General features: G+C 70.5%; 9 protein-coding genes. 8 read left to right on the forward strand and 1 reads right to left on the reverse strand.

Going from position 1 to position 19,369, the window contains the following annotated elements; genetic code table 11:
* Positions 1 to 112 precede the first annotated feature (112 nt).
* The 5 genes from glgX (at position 113) to ACY34J_RS16300 (ending at position 10,505) form a co-directional block, all read left to right on the forward strand.
* Positions 113 to 2,326 carry a glycogen debranching protein GlgX gene (gene glgX, locus ACY34J_RS16280; RefSeq protein ID WP_462727266.1) on the forward strand — a complete coding sequence of 738 codons (2,214 nt, stop codon included), beginning with the start codon at positions 113 to 115 and terminating at the stop codon, positions 2,324 to 2,326.
* Between the two features lie 80 nt (positions 2,327 to 2,406).
* On the forward strand, positions 2,407 to 4,356 hold the full coding sequence (locus tag ACY34J_RS16285) for an ABC transporter ATP-binding protein (protein WP_462727207.1): 1,950 nt from the start codon (positions 2,407 to 2,409) through the stop codon (positions 4,354 to 4,356).
* Positions 4,353 to 6,299, forward strand: coding sequence for an ABC transporter ATP-binding protein (locus ACY34J_RS16290; RefSeq protein WP_462727208.1), 1,947 nt, complete (start codon positions 4,353 to 4,355; stop codon positions 6,297 to 6,299). The genes ACY34J_RS16285 and ACY34J_RS16290 overlap by 4 nt, the downstream gene beginning before the upstream one ends.
* 295 nt (positions 6,300 to 6,594) lie before the next feature.
* A complete protein-coding gene (locus ACY34J_RS16295) occupies positions 6,595 to 8,634 on the forward strand; it encodes a M4 family metallopeptidase (protein ID WP_462727209.1) in 2,040 nt (679 codons plus the stop codon).
* A 224-nt stretch (positions 8,635 to 8,858) separates the two neighbouring features.
* Complete coding sequence (locus ACY34J_RS16300) at positions 8,859 to 10,505, forward strand: M4 family metallopeptidase (RefSeq protein ID WP_462727210.1); 1,647 nt, start codon at positions 8,859 to 8,861, stop codon at positions 10,503 to 10,505.
* 111 nt (positions 10,506 to 10,616) lie between these two features.
* Here the strand turns inward: ACY34J_RS16300 and glgP are convergent, their stop codons facing one another.
* Positions 10,617 to 13,244: an alpha-glucan family phosphorylase gene (glgP, locus tag ACY34J_RS16305; protein WP_462727211.1), complete on the reverse strand. Its 2,628-nt coding sequence runs from the start codon at positions 13,242 to 13,244 to the stop codon at positions 10,617 to 10,619.
* Positions 13,245 to 13,627: 383 nt separating this feature from the next.
* Between glgP and ACY34J_RS16310 the strand changes: the two genes are divergently transcribed.
* From ACY34J_RS16310 to ACY34J_RS16320, 3 genes are all read left to right on the forward strand, one after another.
* Positions 13,628 to 15,616: an alpha-1,4-glucan--maltose-1-phosphate maltosyltransferase gene (locus ACY34J_RS16310; RefSeq protein ID WP_462727212.1), complete on the forward strand. Its 1,989-nt coding sequence runs from the start codon at positions 13,628 to 13,630 to the stop codon at positions 15,614 to 15,616.
* The gene (treS, locus tag ACY34J_RS16315; protein WP_462727213.1) at positions 15,613 to 17,454 is read left to right on the forward strand and encodes a maltose alpha-D-glucosyltransferase; all 1,842 of its coding nucleotides are present in this window, start codon (positions 15,613 to 15,615) and stop codon (positions 17,452 to 17,454) included. The genes ACY34J_RS16310 and treS overlap by 4 nt, the downstream gene beginning before the upstream one ends.
* A gap of 212 nt (positions 17,455 to 17,666) precedes the next feature.
* Entirely contained in the window at positions 17,667 to 19,175 is a 1,509-nt protein-coding gene (locus ACY34J_RS16320; protein WP_462727214.1) for a maltokinase N-terminal cap-like domain-containing protein, read from the forward strand.
* The last annotated feature ends 194 nt before the right edge of the window (positions 19,176 to 19,369 follow it).

Below are 19,369 nucleotides of genomic sequence, written 5' to 3' on the forward strand. Positions count from 1 at the left end.
CCAGGAGGACTACCGCTGGGGGTGCCCCCAGAGACCAGGCGTCGGAGCGAGGAACGAGCGACAGAGCGCAGCTGTCGTGGGGGCACCCCCCCAGCCCCCACCCGGCCGAAGGCTGGAGGAGAGCGTCGGCGCCGGGTCCAAGCGCCCGGAGGCGAGCCGAGCCAGGCAAGAGGGGAGCAGTTGGCCGGGGAGTCCGCAGCCGCTGGGGGCGCGGTTCCGCGTTGGGACCGACCGGGTGGCCGGGACGAACTTCGCGCTGTGGGCAGGCGGTGCGGAGGCCGTCGAGGTGTGCCTGTTCGACGACGACGGCAGGGAGGCCCGCTGGGCGCTGACCGAGCTGACGCATGAGATCTGGCACGGCTTCGTCCCCGGCGTCCACCCCGGGCAGCGGTACGGCTTCCGCGTGCACGGCCGCTGGGACCCCTGGACCGGCGCCCGCTGGAATCCCGCCAAGCTGCTCCTCGATCCCTACGCCCGCGCCGTCGACGGGGACTTCACGCTTCCCCCCGAGGTCTACGGACACGTACGGGACTGGCCGGAGCAGCACATCGCCGACACCGTGCGCGACGGCCGCGACTCCGCGCCGTACGTCCCCAAGGGCGTGGTCGTACACGACGACGGCCCCGACGAGTGGGCCGACGACGTCCGCCCCAAGACGCCGTGGGCGGACTCCGTCATCTACGAGCTGCACGTCCGCGGCTTCACCATGCGCCACCCGGGCGTACCCGAGCATCTGCGCGGCACGTACGCGGGGCTCGCGCACCCGGCCGCGATCGAGCACCTCACCCGGCTCGGGGTGACGGCCGTGGAGCTGCTGCCCGTACACCAGTTCGCCCACGAGGACCATCTGCTGCGCCGGGGCCTGCGCAACTACTGGGGCTACAACTCCATCGGCTACTTCGCCCCGCACGCCTCCTACGCAGCCTCCGGCACCCGCGGCCAGCAGGTGGGCGAGTTCCGGCGGATGGTGCGCGCCCTGCACGCCGCCGGTATCGAGGTCATCCTCGACGTGGTCTACAACCACACAGCTGAGGCGGGCGAGCTGGGCCCCACCCTCTCCCTGCGCGGCATCGACAACCGCGGCTACTACCGCCTCCAGCAGGACCCGCGCCGTTACGCCGACTACACCGGCTGCGGCAACACCCTCCACGTCGTGCAGCCGAGCGTCCTGCGCCTGATCACCGACTCGCTGCGCTACTGGGTGACCGAGATGGGCGTCGACGGCTTCCGCTTCGACCTGGCGGCCGCTCTCGCCCGCTCCTTCCACGACGTGGACATGCTCTCGCCCTTCCTCGCCGTCATCGCCCAGGACCCGGTCCTGCGGCGGGTGAAGCTGATCGCCGAGCCGTGGGATGTGGGCTCCGGTGGCTACCAGGTCGGCGCCTTCCCACCCCTGTGGACGGAGTGGAACGACCGCTACCGCGACGCCGTACGCGACTTCTGGCGCGGCGCCCTGCCGGACGTACGGGATCTCGGCTACCGGCTGTCCGGCTCCAGCGATCTGTACGCGTGGGGCGGCCGCCGCCCGTACGCCTCCGTCAACTTCATCACCGCCCACGACGGCTTCACTTTGCGCGACCTGGTCAGTTACGAAGGCAAGCACAACGAGGCCAACGGGGAGGGCAACCGCGACGGCACGAACGACAACCGGTCGTGGAACTGCGGTGCGGAGGGCGAGACCGACGACCCGGACATCCTCGCCCTGCGCCGCCGCCAGCTGCGCAACCTGCTGACCACGCTGCTGCTGTCCACCGGCGTACCGATGCTCGTCGCGGGCGACGAGATGGGCCGTACGCAGGGCGGCAACAACAACGCGTACTGCCAGGACAACGAGACGAGCTGGGTGGACTGGTCGCTGCCGGAGGATCCCGGCTGGCGGGCGCTGCATGAGCTCACGTCCCGGATCACCGCGCTGCGCCACGCGCATCCGGTGCTGCGCCGCCGCGCCTTCTTCTCCGGCCGGCCGCAGAGCCCGGACGGGCTGCAGGACCTGGCCTGGTTCACTGCGGAGGGCCGGGAGATGACCGAGGCGGACTGGTACGCGCCCCGGTCCGTACTCGGCATGTACCTCTCGGGCCGCGACATTCCGCAGCGCGATGCCCAGGGCGTGCAGATCACCGACGAGAGCTTCCTCGTCGTGCTGCACGCGGGCCATGAGCCGGTCGCCTTCACCCTTCCGGCCCAGCCGTGGGCCACGGCGTACGAGCTGGTCGTGGACACCTCGCGGGAGGACCAGTCGGAGCCGCCGGGGACCGTGTACGAGGCGGGGCACGAACTGGCCGTGCCCGCACGGTCGGTGCTGCTGTTGCGGGCGGTTCAGGAGTAGCGCAGCGCCGAGCGGCCGTCACCTCATTGGCGCAGAAATCAGGTGAGCGCTGTCAGTGGTGAACCGTAGTCTCACTGCTGATGCTGCTGTCTGCCACGCGCCCAGAGCCGGAATCCGAGTCGCAGCCGGAGTCCGAGCCGGACCAGGCGCCACGCTCCGCCGTGCGGTCCCTGCTGCGGCTGTGGCCGTATGTCCGCCCGGTGCGCGCGCGGCTGTTCACGGCGGCGGTCGTGGCGGTCGTGGCGTCGTGCCTGAGTCTGGTCATCCCACTGGTGCTGAAGTGGATGGTGGACGGGCCGGTGGCCGACCGCGATCCGGGCGGGGTGTGGCTGGGCGGCGCGTATCTGCTGTTGCTGGGGATGGCGGAGGCCGGGCTGTTCGGGCTGCGGCGCTTGCTTGTGGCACGGCCGCTCGCATCGGTGGAGGCCGCCATGCGGGCGGATGTCTACCGCCATCTGCAGCGGCTCCCGGTCTCCTTCCACGACCGCTGGCCGTCGGGGCAGCTGCTGTCGCGGGCCACCACGGATCTGCAGCTGCTGCGGATGTTTCTGGCCTTTCCGATGACGTTTCTGCTCGTCAACGGCACCACGATCGTCGTGGGGTTCGTCCTGCTGCTCAGCCAGGACTGGGCGCTCGGGGTGGTGCTGCTCGGTCCGGTCGTACCGCTGGTGATCCTGTGCTCGCTGTTTGAGTCGCGGTACTCGCTCGCGGCCCGTAGGGCGCAGGACCAGGTCGGCGACCTGGCGACGGTCGTCGAGGAGAGTGTGCTCGGCATCCGCATCATCAAGGGCTTCGGCCGGCACCGCAGCCAGGCGCGGGCTTTCCGCGCGCTGTCGCGGCGACTGCGCGGTACGGAACTGCACAAGGCGCGGCTGCTGGCGGCGATTTGGGCGTTCATCATGACACTGCCGGAGATCGCCATCGGGGCGGCGCTGGTGCTGGGCACGGTCCAGGTCGCCGACGGGGGCCTGTCCGCGGGCACGCTGGTGGCGTTCCTGTCCACGGCGCTGGCGCTGCGCTGGCCGGTGGAGTCGATCGGCTTTCTGCTGGCGATGAGCCAGGAGTCGGCGACGGCCACACAGCGCTTCTTCGAGGTCATGGATCACCCGGAGACGGTGGACGCTCGCGGCTCGGCCTTCGTGGCAGGCGGCTCCCCGGAGTCCGGCGCGAAAACCCAGGGTTTACGGGCGGCCCTCCCGGGGTCCCCGGAGGCCGGCGGTGCACCGGCTGACGGCGGGATGAGCTTCGAAGGGGTGGAGTTCCGCTACCCCGACGCGGCACCGGACTCCACCCCGATCCTGCACGGCATCGACCTCCATATCCAGGCCGGCGAGACCATGGCCCTGGTCGGCGCCACCGGCTGCGGCAAGACCACCCTCACCGCTCTCGTCCCGCGGCTGCACGAGGTGACCGGCGGCCGGATCACCCTGGACGGCGAGGACATCGCGCTCATGCCGCGTGCCCGGCTGCGCGAACTGGTCGCCGTCGCCTTCGAGGAGCCCACCCTGTTCTCCGCCACCGCCGCGGAGAACGTACTGATGGGCGCGGACGGCGCTGGTGAGGACGAGCTCGTACGGGCTCTGGAGATCGCCCAGGCGGAGTTCGTGCACGCCCTCCCCCAGGGAGCACGTACGCCGGTCGGCGAGCAGGGCCTGAGCCTGTCCGGTGGGCAGCGGCAGCGGCTCGCGCTGGCGCGGGCGGTGGTGGGCAGCCCCCGCTTCCTGGTTCTGGACGACCCGCTGTCGGCGCTCGATGTGCATACGGAAGCTCTGGTGGAGACCGCCCTGCGGCAGGTGCTGGCGACGACGACCGCACTGGTGGTCGCCCACCGCCCCTCCACCGTGCTGCTGGCCGACCGGGTGGCCCTGCTGTCCGGCGGCCGTATCGCCGCGGTCGGCACGCACCAGGAACTGCTGCACAGCAACGCCGAGTACCGGCTGCTGCTGTCCGGCGGCCCGGCCGAGCGCACCGCCGCCGACGCCCCGGCTGACGGTGACCGGCCCGCAGCGGAAGGGGGCTTCGACCGATGACCACGATGGAATCCGGCCGTTCAGCTGACGACGGAAGCAGTGACGAGGCCTCCGGCGCCAACCGGGAGGACGAGCACGCCGGGCCGGGGGCGACAGCGCACGAGGACCAGGCCCCCGCCGACGCCCGGCCGTCGGACCCTCCCTCCGGGAAGGAAGACCCCTTCGACCGCGATGTGCTGCCCGCTCCCAAGGGGGCGTCCCGCGCGCTGCTGGGTTCCCTGCTGCGGCCGTACCGCCTGCGGGTCTGGCTGGCCGCCGTGCTTCTGCTCGTGCAGCAGGCCGCTGTGAACGCGGGCCCGCTGCTGGTCGCGTTCGCCATCGACCAGGCCGTACCGGCGCTGCGCCACGGCGCCTACGGACCCCTGGCCGCCGTCGCCGCCGGGTATCTCCTCTGCTCGCTGGCCTCCGGCGCGCTCCAGTACGCCTTCATCCAGGCCTCGGCCCGGGTCAGCCAGGACGTGCTGCTCGATCTGCGCGGCCGGATCTTCCGTCATGCGCAGGCCCTGAGCCTGGACTTCCACGAGCGCTACACCTCGGGCCGGCTCATCTCGCGCGCCACCACCGACGTGGAGTCGCTGCGCGAGCTCCTCAACGAAGGCCTGGAGGAACTGCTCGGCGTCGGGCTGTCCGTGGTCTACATCGGGGTGCTGCTGCTGTATCTCGACTGGGGCCTGGGCGCGGCGGCGCTGCTCTCCTTCGTGCCGCTCCATCTGCTCGTACGGTCCTTCCAGCGCCGCTCCATGCGGGTCTACCGCAAGCGGTCCACCGCCATCGCCGCCGTCATCGTGAAGTTCGCGGAGACGATGAACGGCATCCGGCCCGTCCAGGCGTTCCGGCGTGAGCGGCCCAACAACGCCGAGTTCCGTACGCTCAACCACCGGCACGAGCGCGTCAACGGCGACGCGATCCTGGAGATGGCCCGCTACGTGGTCTCCTCCCGGCTGGTGGCGAACGTCGCCGTGGCCGCGATCGTGCTGTGGGGCGCGTACCGAGTGGCGTCCGGTGGCCTGGAGCTGGGCGTGCTCGCCGCGGCCGTGCTCTATCTGCGGCGGCTGTACGACCCGATCGACCGGCTCGGCATGTTCCTGAACTCCTACCAGTCGGCGGCCGCGTCACTGGAGAAGATCGCCGGCCTGCTCGCCCAGCGGCCCTCCGTGCCCGAGCCCGCCGCTCCACGGCGGCTGCCCGGCCGGCCGGCGGACCGCCCCGGTCGCGAGGTCGTCTTCGAGGACGTGCGATTCGCCTACCGTACGGGCGGGGAGGTGCTGCCGAGCTTCGGCCTGGTGCTGCCCGCCGGTCAGACCGTGGCCGTCGTCGGCACCACGGGCGCCGGCAAGTCCACCCTCGCCAAGCTCCTCGCCCGCTTCTACGACCCGACCAGCGGCCGCGTCCTGCTCGACGGTGTGGATCTGCGCGACCTGGCCGCGCCGGAGCTGCGCCGCGGGGTGGTGATGGTGACGCAGGAGGCCTTCCTCTTCTCCGGCACGGTGGCGGAGAACATCGCGATCGGCCGCCCCGACGCGGGGATGGAGGAGATCGAGCGGGCCGCCAAAGCCATCGGCGCGCACGACTTCATCGCCGCCCTGCCCGACGGCTACGACACGGACGTCCGCAAGCGCGGCGGCCGTATCTCCGCCGGGCAGCGCCAACTGGTCGCCTTCGCCCGCGCGCTGCTCGCCGACCCTTCCGTACTGATCCTCGACGAGGCCACCTCCTCGCTGGACATCCCCGGTGAACGCGCCGTTCAGCAGGCCATGCACACCGTGCTGCAGGGCCGCACGGCGGTGGTCATCGCGCACCGGCTGTCCACGGTGGAGATCGCGGACCGGGTGCTGGTGATGGACCGCGGGCGGATCGTCGAGGATGGCAGCCCCAAGGATCTGATCGCCGGAAGCGGGCGCTTCGCGGAGCTGCACCGAGCGTGGCGGGACAGTCTCGGCTGAACCTCGCCCGCTCCGGAGCCTGTTCGCAATGCGGGCGGCGCTGTTTGGACAACGGACGTCTTCCGGCCAATTTATTGACGCGCTCCTGACACGCACGGCCGCCGGTGGCACTCTTCCCTTCAACCGTGGCCCTACAGCAACCCCCCACAGTCTCAAGCCCGCTGCGCCTCGGTTTCGTACGCACTCCCCCCATGTGTTCTGCGCACAGTCTGCTCTGCCCGGACGGCACACCCTTGCCGTCCAGTAACCCCACCTGGCCGCGATACCCATCGCGGCCCCGGCAGAAGGAGTCCGCGTGAGACGCACCCCCCACCGACGCGCCGTAACGACCGGCGCGCTGGTAGCCGTGACGGCGATGCTCGCCGTCGGTGTCCAGACCGGTACCGCCACCGCCCGCACCGACGGCCAGGCCCAGGGCGGCGAGGCCGCCGCGGGGCCCCGCCCCGGCGCCCTGCCTGTCAAGCTCTCCCCCTCCCAGCGGGCCGAGCTGATCCGGGCGGCCACCGCGACCCGCGCCCAGACCGCCAAGTCGCTGGGCCTGGGAGCGAAGGAGAAGCTCGTCGTCCGGGACGTCGTCAAGGACGCCGACGGCACCGTCCACACCCGCTATGAGCGCACCTACGACGGCCTGCCCGTCCTCGGCGGCGACCTGGTCGTCCACGAGGCCAAGGGCGGTGCGGTCGACGGCGTGACCAAGGCCGTCAGGTCGCGGATCGCGGTCGCGGACGCCACGGCCGAGATGACCGCCGGTGCCGCGGAGGCTACGGCCCTCAAGGCGGCGAAGGCCGAGGGATCGAAGCGGACGAAGGCCGACCGGGCGCCTCGCAAGGTGATCTGGGCCGCCTCCGGCAAGCCCGTTCTCGCCTGGGAAACCGTCGTCGGCGGACTGCAGGAGGACGGCACCCCCAACCAGCTGCACGTCATCACCGACGCACAGACCGGCAAGCAGCTCTACGCGTACCAGGCCATCGAGACCGGCACCGGCAACAGCCAGTACAGCGGCCAGGTCGCGATCGGCACCGCCCAGTCCGGCAGCTCGTACACGATGACGGACACCGGGCGCGGCAGCCACAAGACCTACAACCTGAACCACGGCAGTTCGGGCACCGGCACGCTCTTCAGCGACCCCGATGACACATGGGGCAACGGGACCGCGAGCAACACCCAGACCGCGGGCGTCGACGCGCACTACGGCGCGGCGCTGACCTGGGACTACTACAAGACCGTGCACGGCCGCAGCGGCATCCGCGGGGACGGCAAGGGCGCGTACTCCCGCGTCCACTACGGCAACAGCTACGTCAACGCCTTCTGGGACGACTCCTGCTTCTGCATGACCTACGGCGATGGCGAGGGCAACGCCAAGCCGCTGACCTCGATTGACGTCGCGGCCCACGAGATGACCCACGGCGTCACCTCCAACACCGCGGGCCTGCGGTACAGCGGTGAATCCGGCGGTCTCAACGAGGCGACCTCCGACATCTTCGCCGCGGCGGTCGAGTTCTACGCGGACAACCCGAAGGACCCGGGCGACTACCTGGTCGGCGAGAAGATCGACATCAACGGCGACGGCACCCCGCTGCGCTACATGGACAAGCCCAGCAAGGACGGCTCGTCCGAGGACTCGTGGTACTCCGGCATCGGCAACATCGACGTCCACTACTCCTCGGGCGTCGCCAACCACCTCTTCTATCTGCTGTCCGAGGGCAGCGGACCGAAGGACATAGGCGGCGTCCACTACGACAGCCCGACCTCCGACGGCAAGCCGGTCACCGGCATCGGCCGGGCGAACGCCGAGAAGGTGTGGTTCAAGGCGCTGACGACGTACATGACGTCCACCACCAACTACGCGGCCGCGCGCGACGCCACGCTGAAGGCCGCCACCGACCTGTTCGGCCAGGGCAGCGCCCAGTACAACGCGGTGATGGACTCCTGGGCGGCGGTCAACGTCGGCAGCCGCTCCGGTGACCCGGGCCCGGGCCCGCAGCCCGGCGGTGTGTACGAGAACAGCACCGACGTCAGCATCCCGGACGCCGGCGCCGCGGTGACCTCGCCGATCACCGTCAACGACCGCACCGGGAACGCGCCGTCCACCCTCAAGGTCGATGTGGACATCGTCCACACCTACCGCGGTGACCTGGAGATCAACCTGGTCGCCCCCGACGGCTCGACCTACCGGCTGAAGAACTCCAGCCCCTTCGACTCGGCGGACAACGTCAGGGCGACGTACACCGTCAACGCCTCCTCCGAGACGGCCAACGGCACCTGGAAGCTCCGCGTCCAGGATGTCTACGCCCAAGACACCGGCTACATCAACGGCTGGAAGCTGACCTTCTGAGACAGGTCTGCTGACATCCTGATGAGTACAACGGCGCCCGGAGACCCTGCGGTCTCCGGGCGCCAGCGCGTTCGTATAACGGAGTCAATTCCACGAAAGCCGGACGTTTTTCAGCCATGTTGGCCCTCGGTGGATGACATGCACTTGACGATAGTGGCACTCTTCCCAGGCAGTGCACTGCACGACTCACCTCCTCAACCCCCCACAACTCAGGAGGATTACGCGTGAGTTCTGCCACCCCCCACGCATCCCGGAAATTCCGGGCGTCCACCGCTGCCGTGCTCACGGCAGGCGGCCTGCTGGCCGCCGGCATCGCTGCTGGTTCGGCCGACGCTTCCCCCGCCCGCGCCGCCGCCGGCGCGGCCATCACCCCCCTCTCGGCATCGCAGCGTGCCGAGCTGCTGCGCCACGCAGGCGCCACCAAGGCCGTCACCGCCAAGGTGCTCGGGCTCGGCGGTAAGGAAAAGCTGGTCGTCCGCGATGTCATCAAGGACGCCGACGGCACCGTCCACACCCGCTATGACCGCACCTACGACGGCCTGCCCGTCCTCGGCGGCGACCTGATCGTCCACCAGGCCAGGGGCGGCAAGGTCAAGTCCGTCACCAAGTCGGCCCGGGCGCAGATCGCGGTGTCGGACACCGCGCCGGCCGTCACCGCGGCCGCCGCCCAGAAGACGGCGGTGGCGTCGGCCAAGAGCGCCGAGGTCACCAAGTCCGCCGCCGCCCAGGCGCCTCGCAAGGTGATCTGGGCCGCCTCCGGCAAGCCCGTGCTCGCCTGGGAGACGGTCGTGGGCGGTGTCCAGGAGGACGGCACGCCGAGCAAGCTGCACGTCATCACCGACGCCAAGACCGGCAAGAAGCTCTACTCGTACCAGGCCATCCACGAGGGCAGCGGCCAGAGCCAGTACAGCGGCAAGGTGGAGCTGGGCACCTCCAAGGCGGACAACGGGTTCTCGCTCACCGACGCCGACCGTGGCGGCCACACCACCGGGGACCTCGCCCACAGCGAGAACGGCGAGGCCAAGCTGTTCACCGACGAGGACGACAACTGGGGCACCGGCAAGGCCGACGACCCCCAGACGGCGGCCGTCGACGCGCACTACGGTGCGGCCCTGACCTGGGACTACTACAAGAAGGTGCACGGCCGCAACGGCATCCGCGGCGACGGCAAGGGCGCCACCAGCCGGGTCCACTACGGCAACAGCTACGTCAACGCCTTCTGGGACGACTCCTGCTTCTGCATGACCTACGGCGATGGCGAGGGCAACTCCAAGCCGCTGACCTCGATTGACGTCGCGGCCCACGAGATGACCCACGGCGTCACCTCGGCCACCGCGGGCCTGGAGTACAGCGGCGAGTCCGGCGGTCTCAACGAGGCGACCTCCGACATCTTCGCCGCGGCGGTCGAGTTCGGCGCGGGCAACTCCGAGGACCCGGGCGACTACCTGGTCGGCGAGAAGATCGACATCCGCGGCGACGGCAAGCCGCTGCGCTACATGGACAAGCCCAGCAAGGACGGCTCGTCCAAGGACGACTGGTACGACGGCGTCGGCAACGAGGATGTGCACCACTCCTCGGGCGTCGCCAACCACTTCTTCTATCTGCTGTCCGAGGGGAGCGGGCCGAAGGAGATCAACGGCGTCAAGTACGACAGCCCGACCGCTGACGGCTCCAAGGTCGAGGGCATCGGGCGCGACAAGGCCGAGAAGATCTGGTTCAAGGCCCTCACCACGTACATGACCTCGAACACCGACTACCACGCGGCGCGCGAGGCGACTCTCAAGGCGGCCACGGACCTCTACGGCGCCGACAGCGCCGAGGCCAAGGGCGTCGACGCCGCCTGGGCGGGCGTCAATGTGAAGAAGAGCTGACGTCACCTCCCAGCCCTGCCCGGGAGTCCTTCCCCACCCAGGGCAGCACGGCTCCCGCCCACTCACCCATGGTCCAGGGGTGAGTGGGCGGGAAGCGCAAGCGCCGGGGGCTCAGCGCAGCAGAACCCCTGCCGCCTCGCCCGTGCCCTCGGCCGGTACCGCGACCAGCCCCAGTTCGGAGCCGCTCGCCAGCAGTTGGTGTGCGGGCAGGATCCGTACGGTGTAGCCGAACGGGCCCGTACGGTCCAGGGTGAGCGGACCCTCGTACAGCCAGCGGCCCTCGGTGTCCGCCCCGCCGGCCGGTTTGAGCGGAACCGCCTCCGCGTCGGTGATCCGGTCGCCGGAGTCGACCCGGCCCGCGACGGCCTGCACCTCGACGTCCTCGGGCCGCAGTGTGTCGAGCGCGACCCGGACCCGCAGCGAGAGGGTGGATCCCAGCTCCGCGCTGCCACTCACCCCCGTGGTCGTACCCGCCTCCACGTGGTCGACGGCCACCCGCGGCCAGGCGGCCCGGACCCGCCCCTTCCAGGCGGCCAGTTCACGCGCCGTCGGCGCATCCAGGTCGCGGTGGGCGCGGGCAGCGGGCGCGTACAACCGCTCCACGTACTCGCGGACCATCCGGCCCGCCAGCACCTTCGGCCCAAGGCCCAGCAGGGTCTGCCGGACCATCTCGATCCAGCGCTCGGGGCGGTCGCCCTGGCCCCGGCAGTAGAAGAGCGGGGCGATCCGCTCCTCCAGCAGCCGGTACAGGGCGTGGGCCTCCAGGTCGTCCCGCCGTGCGTCGTCGGTGGCCGCGCCGTCGGCCGTGGGGATGGCCCAGCCGAAGTCGGGCTCGAACCACTCGTCCCACCAGCCGTCGAGCACCGAGAGGTTGAGACAGCCGTTGAGGGCCGCCTTCATCCCCGAGGTGCCGCAGGCCTCCAGCGGCCGCAGCGGATTGTTGAGCCAGACGTCACAGCCGGGGTAGAGCTTCTGGGCCATGCCCATGCCGTAGTCGGGCAGGAAGACGATGCGGTGCCGCACCCGCGGGTCGTCGGCGAACCGCACGAGCTCCTGCACCAACCGCTTGCCGCTGTCGTCCGCCGGGTGGGCCTTGCCCGCGACGACGATCTGGACCGGGCGCTCGGGGTCCAGCAGCAGCCGCAGCAGCCGGTCCTTGTCGCGCAGCATCAGGGTGAGGCGCTTGTAGGAGGGGACGCGGCGGGCGAAGCCGATGGTGAGCACCTCCGGGTCCAGTACGCCGTCGATCCAGCCCAGTTCGGCGGCCGCGGCGCCGCGTTGCCGCCAGGACGCGTACAGCCGTCGGCGCACCTCCTCGACCAGCTGGCCGCGCAGGGACCGCCGCAGCTGCCAGATCTCCTCGCCGGGGATGTCGGTGACGGCCTCCCAGCGCTGCCGGGAGCCGGTGGTCAGCGCGTCCTCGGCACGGTCCGGGCCGATCTGGCGGGTAACGAGCCGGAACACCTCGGGCGCCATCCAGGTGGGGGCGTGTACGCCGTTGGTCACGGAGGTGATCGGCACCTCCTCGGGGTCGAAGCCCGGCCACAGCCCGGCGAACATCTCCCGGCTGACCTTGCCGTGCAGCAGGGAGACGCCGTTGGCGCGCTGGGCCAGGCGCAGGCCCATCACCGCCATGTTGAACAGATCGGGCTCGCCGCCCGGGTAGGTCTCCACCCCGAGTTGCAGGATCCGGCCCACGTCCACGCCGGGGAGCTCGCCCTGCTCGCCGAAGTGACGGGCGACCAGCTCCCGGTCGAAGCGGTCGATGCCGGCGGGTACGGGGGTGTGGGTGGTGAACACGGTGCCGGCGCGGACGGTCTCCAGCGCGGCATCGAAGTCCAGTCCTTCCCGGTCGAGTTCACGGATCCGCTCCAGGCCCAGGAATCCGGCATGGCCCTCGTTGGTGTGGAACACCTCGGGATCCGGGTGGCCGGTGAGGCGGCAGTATGTACGCACCGCGCGAACGCCGCCGATGCCGAGCAGCATCTCCTGCAGCAGCCGGTGCTCACTGCCGCCGCCGTAGAGCCGGTCGGTGACGTCCCGCTCGCTGGTGTTGTTCTCCTCCACATCCGAGTCGAGGAGCAGCAGCGGTACCCGGCCGACGCGGGCCTGCCAGATGTAGGCGCGCAGGGACCGGCCGCCGGGGAGCGCGAGCGAGACCTGGCTGGGAGTGCCGTCGAGCTCGCACAGCATCGACAACGGCAGCTCGTTGGGGTCCAGGACGGGGTAGTGCTCCTGCTGCCAGCCGTCGCGGGACAGCGACTGGCGGAAGTAGCCGTGCCGGTAGAGCAGGCCGACCCCGATGAGCGGGACGCCGAGGTCACTGGCGGCCTTGAGATGGTCACCGGCGAGGATGCCGAGGCCGCCGGAGTACTGCGGCAGGGCGGCGGTGATGCCGAATTCGGGTGAGAAATAGGCGATGGCGGCGGGGAGGTCAGTGCCCGCCTGCTGGTACCAGCGCGGCGCCAACAGGTAATGATTCAGGTCCTCTGCCGCGGAGCTGAGGCGGCGCAGGAATTCCTCGTCCCGCGCCAGCTCGGCAAGGCGGGCTGCGGACACGGCGCCGAGGAGCCGTACGGGGTCACCTGCTGCGGCCTGCCAGCCGTCGGGGTCGACGGCCTGGAACAGCTCGCGGGTCTCTGGGTGCCAGGACCAGCGCAGATTGCGCGCCAGTTCGCTGAGCGGTCGTAGGTTTTCCGGAAGGACGGGGCGCACGCTGAATCGACGAATGGCCTTCACGCTTCGACGGTAGCCGCGACATGGGGCCGTCACCACGGCACGCGCTTCCATGCGCCCGAACGGTCGCACAGACCCATCCACCCGTCTGGGCCAACTGCCCCAGGTGATACCGCCTCACCCGGTTGGCCCAACAGCCCCCGGGGACGCGCCAGTACATGTTTTTACCGTTACGCCCCGGTAGCCAACCCCAAGCCGGATTGCCCTCCCACCACCCGTGGGCAGGCTCCTCCGGAACGGTGAGTACCTCTCAAGAGCATCGCCCACCTGAGTGAACGCGGACAGGAGCGGCCATGCCCGCAACCAGCCATTCGTCAACAAAGAGGATACAAAGTACAAAAGCCAAAAATTTGGCTGAACAGCCCGCAACGCTTCCAGGTGATCCCGTGATCGGACGCATTCCCGTTCTGGACATCCGCCCGCTCGTCGACTGCGGGCGCCGCCCGGCGAAGGCGGTGGTCGGCGAGAGTTTTCAGGTCAGCGCCACCGTCTTCCGCGAAGGGCACGACGCGGTCGCCGCGAACGTGGTCCTGCGTGACCCGGCCGGCCGCGCCGGCCCGTGGACCCCGATGCGTGAACTCGCCCCCGGCACCGACCGCTGGGGCGCCGAGGTCACGCCGAATGCCGAGGGCCGCTGGACGTACACGGTGGAAGCCTGGAGCGATCCGATCAACACCTGGCGGCACCACGCCAAGATCAAGATCCCGGCGGGGATCGACACCGAACTCGTCCTGGCCGAAGGCGCCGCGCTGCACGAGCGGGCGGCGAACGGCGTGCCGAAGAAGGAGGGCCGCGAGCGCGTGCTGTGCGCGGTCGACGCCCTGCGCGATGAACAGCGGCCGGCGGCCCACCGGCTGGCCGCCGCGCTGGCCCCGGAGGTCGTCACCACCCTCGACCACCATCCGCTGCGCGAGCTGGTCACCACCTCCCGTCCCATGCCGCTCCAGGTCGAGCGGCAGCGCGCGCTGTACGGGTCCTGGTACGAGCTCTTCATCCGCTCGGAGGGGGCGGTGGCCGACGAGGGCCGGCCCCCCGTCAGCGGTACCTTCCGTACAGCCGCCGAACGGCTCCCGGCCATCGCCGCGATGGGCTTCGACGTCCTCTACCTCCCGCCGATCCACCCCGTCGGCACGGCCTTCCGCAAGGGCCCCAACAACACCCTCAGCGCGGGCCCCGAGGACGTCGGCTCGCCCTGGGCGATCGGCTCTCCCGACGGCGGCCATGACGCCATCCACCCCGATCTCGGCACCATCGAGGACTTCGACTGCTTCGTACGCAAAGCCCGCGACCTGCGGATGGAGGTCGCGCTGGACTTCGCGCTGCAGTGCTCACCGGACCACCCGTGGGTGCAGAAGCACCCCGAGTGGTTCCACCACCGCGCCGACGGCACGATCGCCTATGCCGAGAACCCGCCGAAGAAGTACCAGGACATCTACCCCATCGCCTTCGACGCCGATTTCGGCGGCATCGTCCGCGAGACGCTGCGCGTGCTGCGCTTCTGGATGGCCCACGGGGTGCGCATCTTCCGTGTCGACAACCCGCACACCAAGCCGGTGTCCTTCTGGGAGAAGGTCATCGCCGACATCAACCGGAGCGACCCGGACGTCATCTTCCTCGCCGAGGCCTTCACCCGGCCCGCGATGATGCACACCCTTGCCGCGATCGGATTCCAGCAGTCGTACACGTACTTCACCTGGCGGAACACCAAGCAGGAGCTGACGGACTACCTCACCGAGCTGTCCGGCGACGCCGCCTCCTGCATGCGTCCGAATTTCTTTGTGAACACCCCGGACATTCTGCACGCCTACCTCCAGGACGGCGGCAGGCCCGCCTTCGAGACGCGCGCCGTCCTCGCCGCGACCCTCTCCCCCACCTGGGGCGTCTACGCCGGATACGAGCTGTGTGAGAACACGGCCCTGCGGCCCGGCAGCGAGGAGTACCTGGACTCCGAGAAATACCAGCTGCGCCCGCGCGACTGGGAGGCGGCCGAGCGCGAGGGCCGTACGATCACCCCGCTGATCACCGCGCTGAACCGGCTCCGCCGCCGCCATCCGGCCCTGCAGCAGCTGCGCAATCTGCGCTTCCACCACGTCGACAACGATGCGCTGATCGCCTACTCCAAGCGCTCGGGACCGGACTGCGTCCTCACCGTCGTCAACCTCGACCCCCACCACACCCAGGAGGCGACGGTCTCGTTGAACATGCCGGAACTCGGCCTCGACTGGCACGAGTCCGTCCCGGTGCGCGATGAGCTCACCGGCGAGACCTATCACTGGGGCAGGGCCAACTATGTGCGCCTCGAGCCGGGCGTCAAGCCAGCGCACATCTTCGCCCTGCGACCGTCCTCACCGATCGGAGGGTCACCCACACCATGATCGTCAATGAGCCCGTCCAGGACACCTTCGAGGACACTCCCGAGGGGGACCGTGATCCCGACTGGTTCAAGCGTGCCGTCTTCTACGAGGTACTGGTCCGCTCCTTCCAGGACAGCAACGGCGACGGCGTCGGCGACCTCAAGGGCCTGACCGCCAAGCTCGACTACCTGCAGTGGCTGGGTGTCGACTGCCTCTGGCTGCCGCCCTTCTTCAAGTCCCCGCTGCGGGACGGCGGCTACGACGTCTCCGACTACACCGCCGTACTGCCCGAGTTCGGCGACCTGGCCGATTTCGTGGAGTTCGTGGATGCCGCGCACCAGCGGGGCATGCGCGTGATCATCGATTTTGTCATGAACCACACGAGCGACCAGCACCCGTGGTTCCAGGAGTCGCGCAAAGACCCCAACGGGCCGTACGGCGACTACTACGTCTGGGCCGACGACGACAAGCAGTACCAGGACGCCCGGATCATCTTCGTCGACACCGAGGCGTCCAACTGGACCTTCGACCCGGTGCGCAAGCAGTACTACTGGCATCGCTTCTTCTCCCACCAGCCGGACCTCAACTTCGAGAACCCGGCGGTGCAGGAGGAGATCATCTCGGCCCTGCGCTTCTGGCTGGACCTCGGCATCGACGGCTTCCGGCTGGACGCCGTGCCCTACCTCTACGCCGAGGAGGGCACCAACTGCGAGAACCTGCCCCGTACTCACGATCTGCTCAAGCGGGTGCGCGCCGAGATCGACGCCCACTACCCCGACACCGTGCTGCTCGCCGAGGCCAATCAGTGGCCCGAGGACGTCGTCGACTACTTCGGCGACTTCGAAGAGGGCGGCAACGAGTGCCATATGGCCTTCCACTTCCCGGTCATGCCGCGGATCTTCATGGCCGTACGGCGCGAGTCCCGCTACCCGGTCTCCGAGATCCTCGCCAAGACCCCGGCCATTCCGTCCGGCTGCCAGTGGGGCATCTTCCTGCGCAACCACGATGAGCTCACGCTCGAGATGGTCACGGACGAAGAGCGCGACTACATGTACGCGGAGTACGCCAAGGACCCTCGGATGCGCGCCAACATCGGCATCCGGCGCCGGCTCGCACCGCTGCTGGACAACGACCGCAACCAGATCGAGCTGTTCACCGCCCTGCTGCTGTCCCTGCCCGGCTCGCCGATCCTCTACTACGGCGACGAGATCGGGATGGGCGACAACATCTGGCTCGGCGACCGGGACGCGGTGCGCACCCCGATGCAGTGGACGCCGGACCGCAACGCGGGCTTCTCCTCCTGCGATCCAGGGCGGCTGTTCCTGCCGACCATCATGGACCCGGTCTACGGCTACCAGGTCACCAATGTGGAAGCGGCGATGAGTTCGCCGAGCTCGCCGCTGCACTGGACGCGCCGGATGATCGAGATCCGCAAGCAGAATCCGGCCTTCGGCCTGGGCTCGTTCACCGAGCTGCCCTCCAGCAACCCGGCGGTGCTGGCCTTCCTGCGTGAGTACGGCGACGACCTCGTGCTGTGCGTGAACAACTTCTCCCGGTTCGCGCAGCCGACCGAGCTCGATCTGCAGGCGTTCAACGGGCGGCATCCGGTCGAGCTGATCGGTGGGGTGCGGTTCCCGGCCATCGGGGAGCTGCCGTATCTGCTGACGCTCGCCGGGCACGGCTTCTACTGGTTCCGGCTGCGGCGGCCCGGTACCACGCACGGGACCACGTCGGCGGCCATGCCGGTGGCGGCGGTTTCCGGGAGTGAGCCCGGTCTGGCCGACGGCGCCCCGGCAGCCGCGGTCATCACCGGTGCCGTCGGCGGCGCGGGTGCTGCCACTGGGCGCGGCGGAGGCTGACGATCAGTCATGGCGGGGCGGCCGAACCGGTTTCCGCCGCCCCGCCATGGGCAGGCTCTCCCTACTCCCCCGACCGCGCAGCGAATAGGCCAATCGCCTTACCTGTACGGACGAGACTCACCCGACACGTCCCGCACCGCCGGACAGCCAATGCCGCAATCCGGGACACTCTGCCAAAATCGGTGGTGCGCCCGGGGAAAGGATGCGACGTCATGTCGGAAGGCTCGACCCGCGCCGACCCGACCCGATTGGTCGGCCCCGCCCCCCTCCCCGCCCTGGTCGGTCCCAGTCGCTCGCTGCTCCCCTCGCTGGTACCGCTGTTGCGCGAATGGCTGCCCCGGCAGCGGTGGTTCGCCGGCAAGGGCCGCCCCATCACCGGCTTCTCCCTCCTCGCGGCGACGGAGTTGCTGCCCTGCGGAGCGGGCGGGGCAACCCCAGGCCTGCTCCATCTGCTGGTCCGGGCCCAGCAGTCCGGACCACCGCAGACCCACCGCGAAGGCGCGGACTGCTACCAGCTGCTGCTGGGCATCCGCTCCGCCCTCCCCCCACACCTCGCCCACGCGCTCATCGGGCGCCCCGCCGGCGGGCCGCTGTACGGGCGTACGGTCTACGAGGCGCTGCAGGACCCGCGGCTGGCCGGGCTGCTGCTGGAACGGCTGCGGGTGCCCGGCCTGCTCGGCGCGCTCCGCTTCACCCGCGCCCCCTCCACGGCCATCCCCTCCGGGCTCACCCCCCGCCCGATCATGGCCGAGCAGTCCAACTCCTCGGTGGTGTACGGCGAAGCGTACATCCTCAAGGTGTTCCGGCGGGTCGGCGTGGGCACCAACCCCGACCTGGAGCTGCCGCTCGCGCTCGCCCGCGCCGGATGCGAGCGGGTGCCCCACCCCACGGCCTGGTTCGAGACTTCGCACGAGGTGGCCCCAGGGGCCGAGCCGATGACCCTCGGCATCCTTCAGCCCTTCCTGGCCGGCTCCGCCGACGGCTGGCAGCTCGCCCTGAAATCCCTTTCCGCGCGGGCGGATTTCACCGCCGCGGCGCGGGCGCTCGGGCGGGCCACCGCCGAGGTGCACACCGCACTCGCCGCCGCGATGCCCACCGCCGTACTGCGCAGGCAGCAGATCGAACTGCTCGCGGCCGGGATGGCGGAACGTCTGGACGCCGTCGCCGCCGCTGTGCCGGCGCTGCGCCCGTACCGCGCACCGCTGCGCACCGCCTTCGACGACCTCGCCGCCCTCGGCCGGCGCGGCCGGACCTGGCCGGCCCAGCGGATACACGGTGATCTGCACCTGGGCCAGACGCTGCGCACCCCGCCCGACGGACGCTGGACGCTGATCGACTTCGAGGGGGAGCCGGCCCGGCCGATCGCCGAGCGCCGCCGGCTACAGCCCGTGGCCCGCGACATCGCCGGAATGCTGCGCTCCTTCGACTACGCGGCCCGTACCCACCGTCCGGCAGGGGGAGCCTCCGCCTGGTCCCAGAGGTGGGCTCACCAGGGGCGGTCCGCCTACTGCGACGGGTACGCGGAGGCGGCGGGCGGCGATCCGCGCGACGAGCCGGAGCTGCTGCGCGCGTACGAGACCGACAAGGCCGTGTACGAGGTGCTCTACGAGGCCAGGCACCGGCCCGACTGGCTTCCGGTCCCGATGGCGGCGATCCGGCGGCTCGCGGGGCTGCCGGGCGACGGTGCCGCCGGGGCCGTCGCGGGACTTCCGCCCGCATGACCTTCCCGCGGCACTCTGCTCGGCTCGCCTCCGGGCTCCCCCTGGGGGTACTCCCGCAGCTACCGCTGGGGGTACCCCCACCCGGGCCGTCGGGCCCAGGGGGACTACCGCTGGGAGGTGCCCCCAGCTTTCGACACCGGCGCGCCCTTTGGCTCGCTCGCGCCCTGGCGAGCGCTTCGGCTCGCTCGCGGGTG

The organism is Streptomyces sp. HSS9-12, from assembly GCF_054963655.1.

Coding starts and splice junctions, on each gene's coding strand:
- ACY34J_RS16285 (WP_462727207.1), top strand. CDS start 2,407: ATGCTGCTGTCTGCCACGCGCCCAGAGCCGGAATCCGAGTCGCAGCCG.
- ACY34J_RS16290 (WP_462727208.1), top strand. CDS start 4,353: ATGACCACGATGGAATCCGGCCGTTCAGCTGACGACGGAAGCAGTGAC.
- treS (WP_462727213.1), top strand. CDS start 15,613: ATGATCGTCAATGAGCCCGTCCAGGACACCTTCGAGGACACTCCCGAG.
- ACY34J_RS16320 (WP_462727214.1), top strand. CDS start 17,667: ATGTCGGAAGGCTCGACCCGCGCCGACCCGACCCGATTGGTCGGCCCC.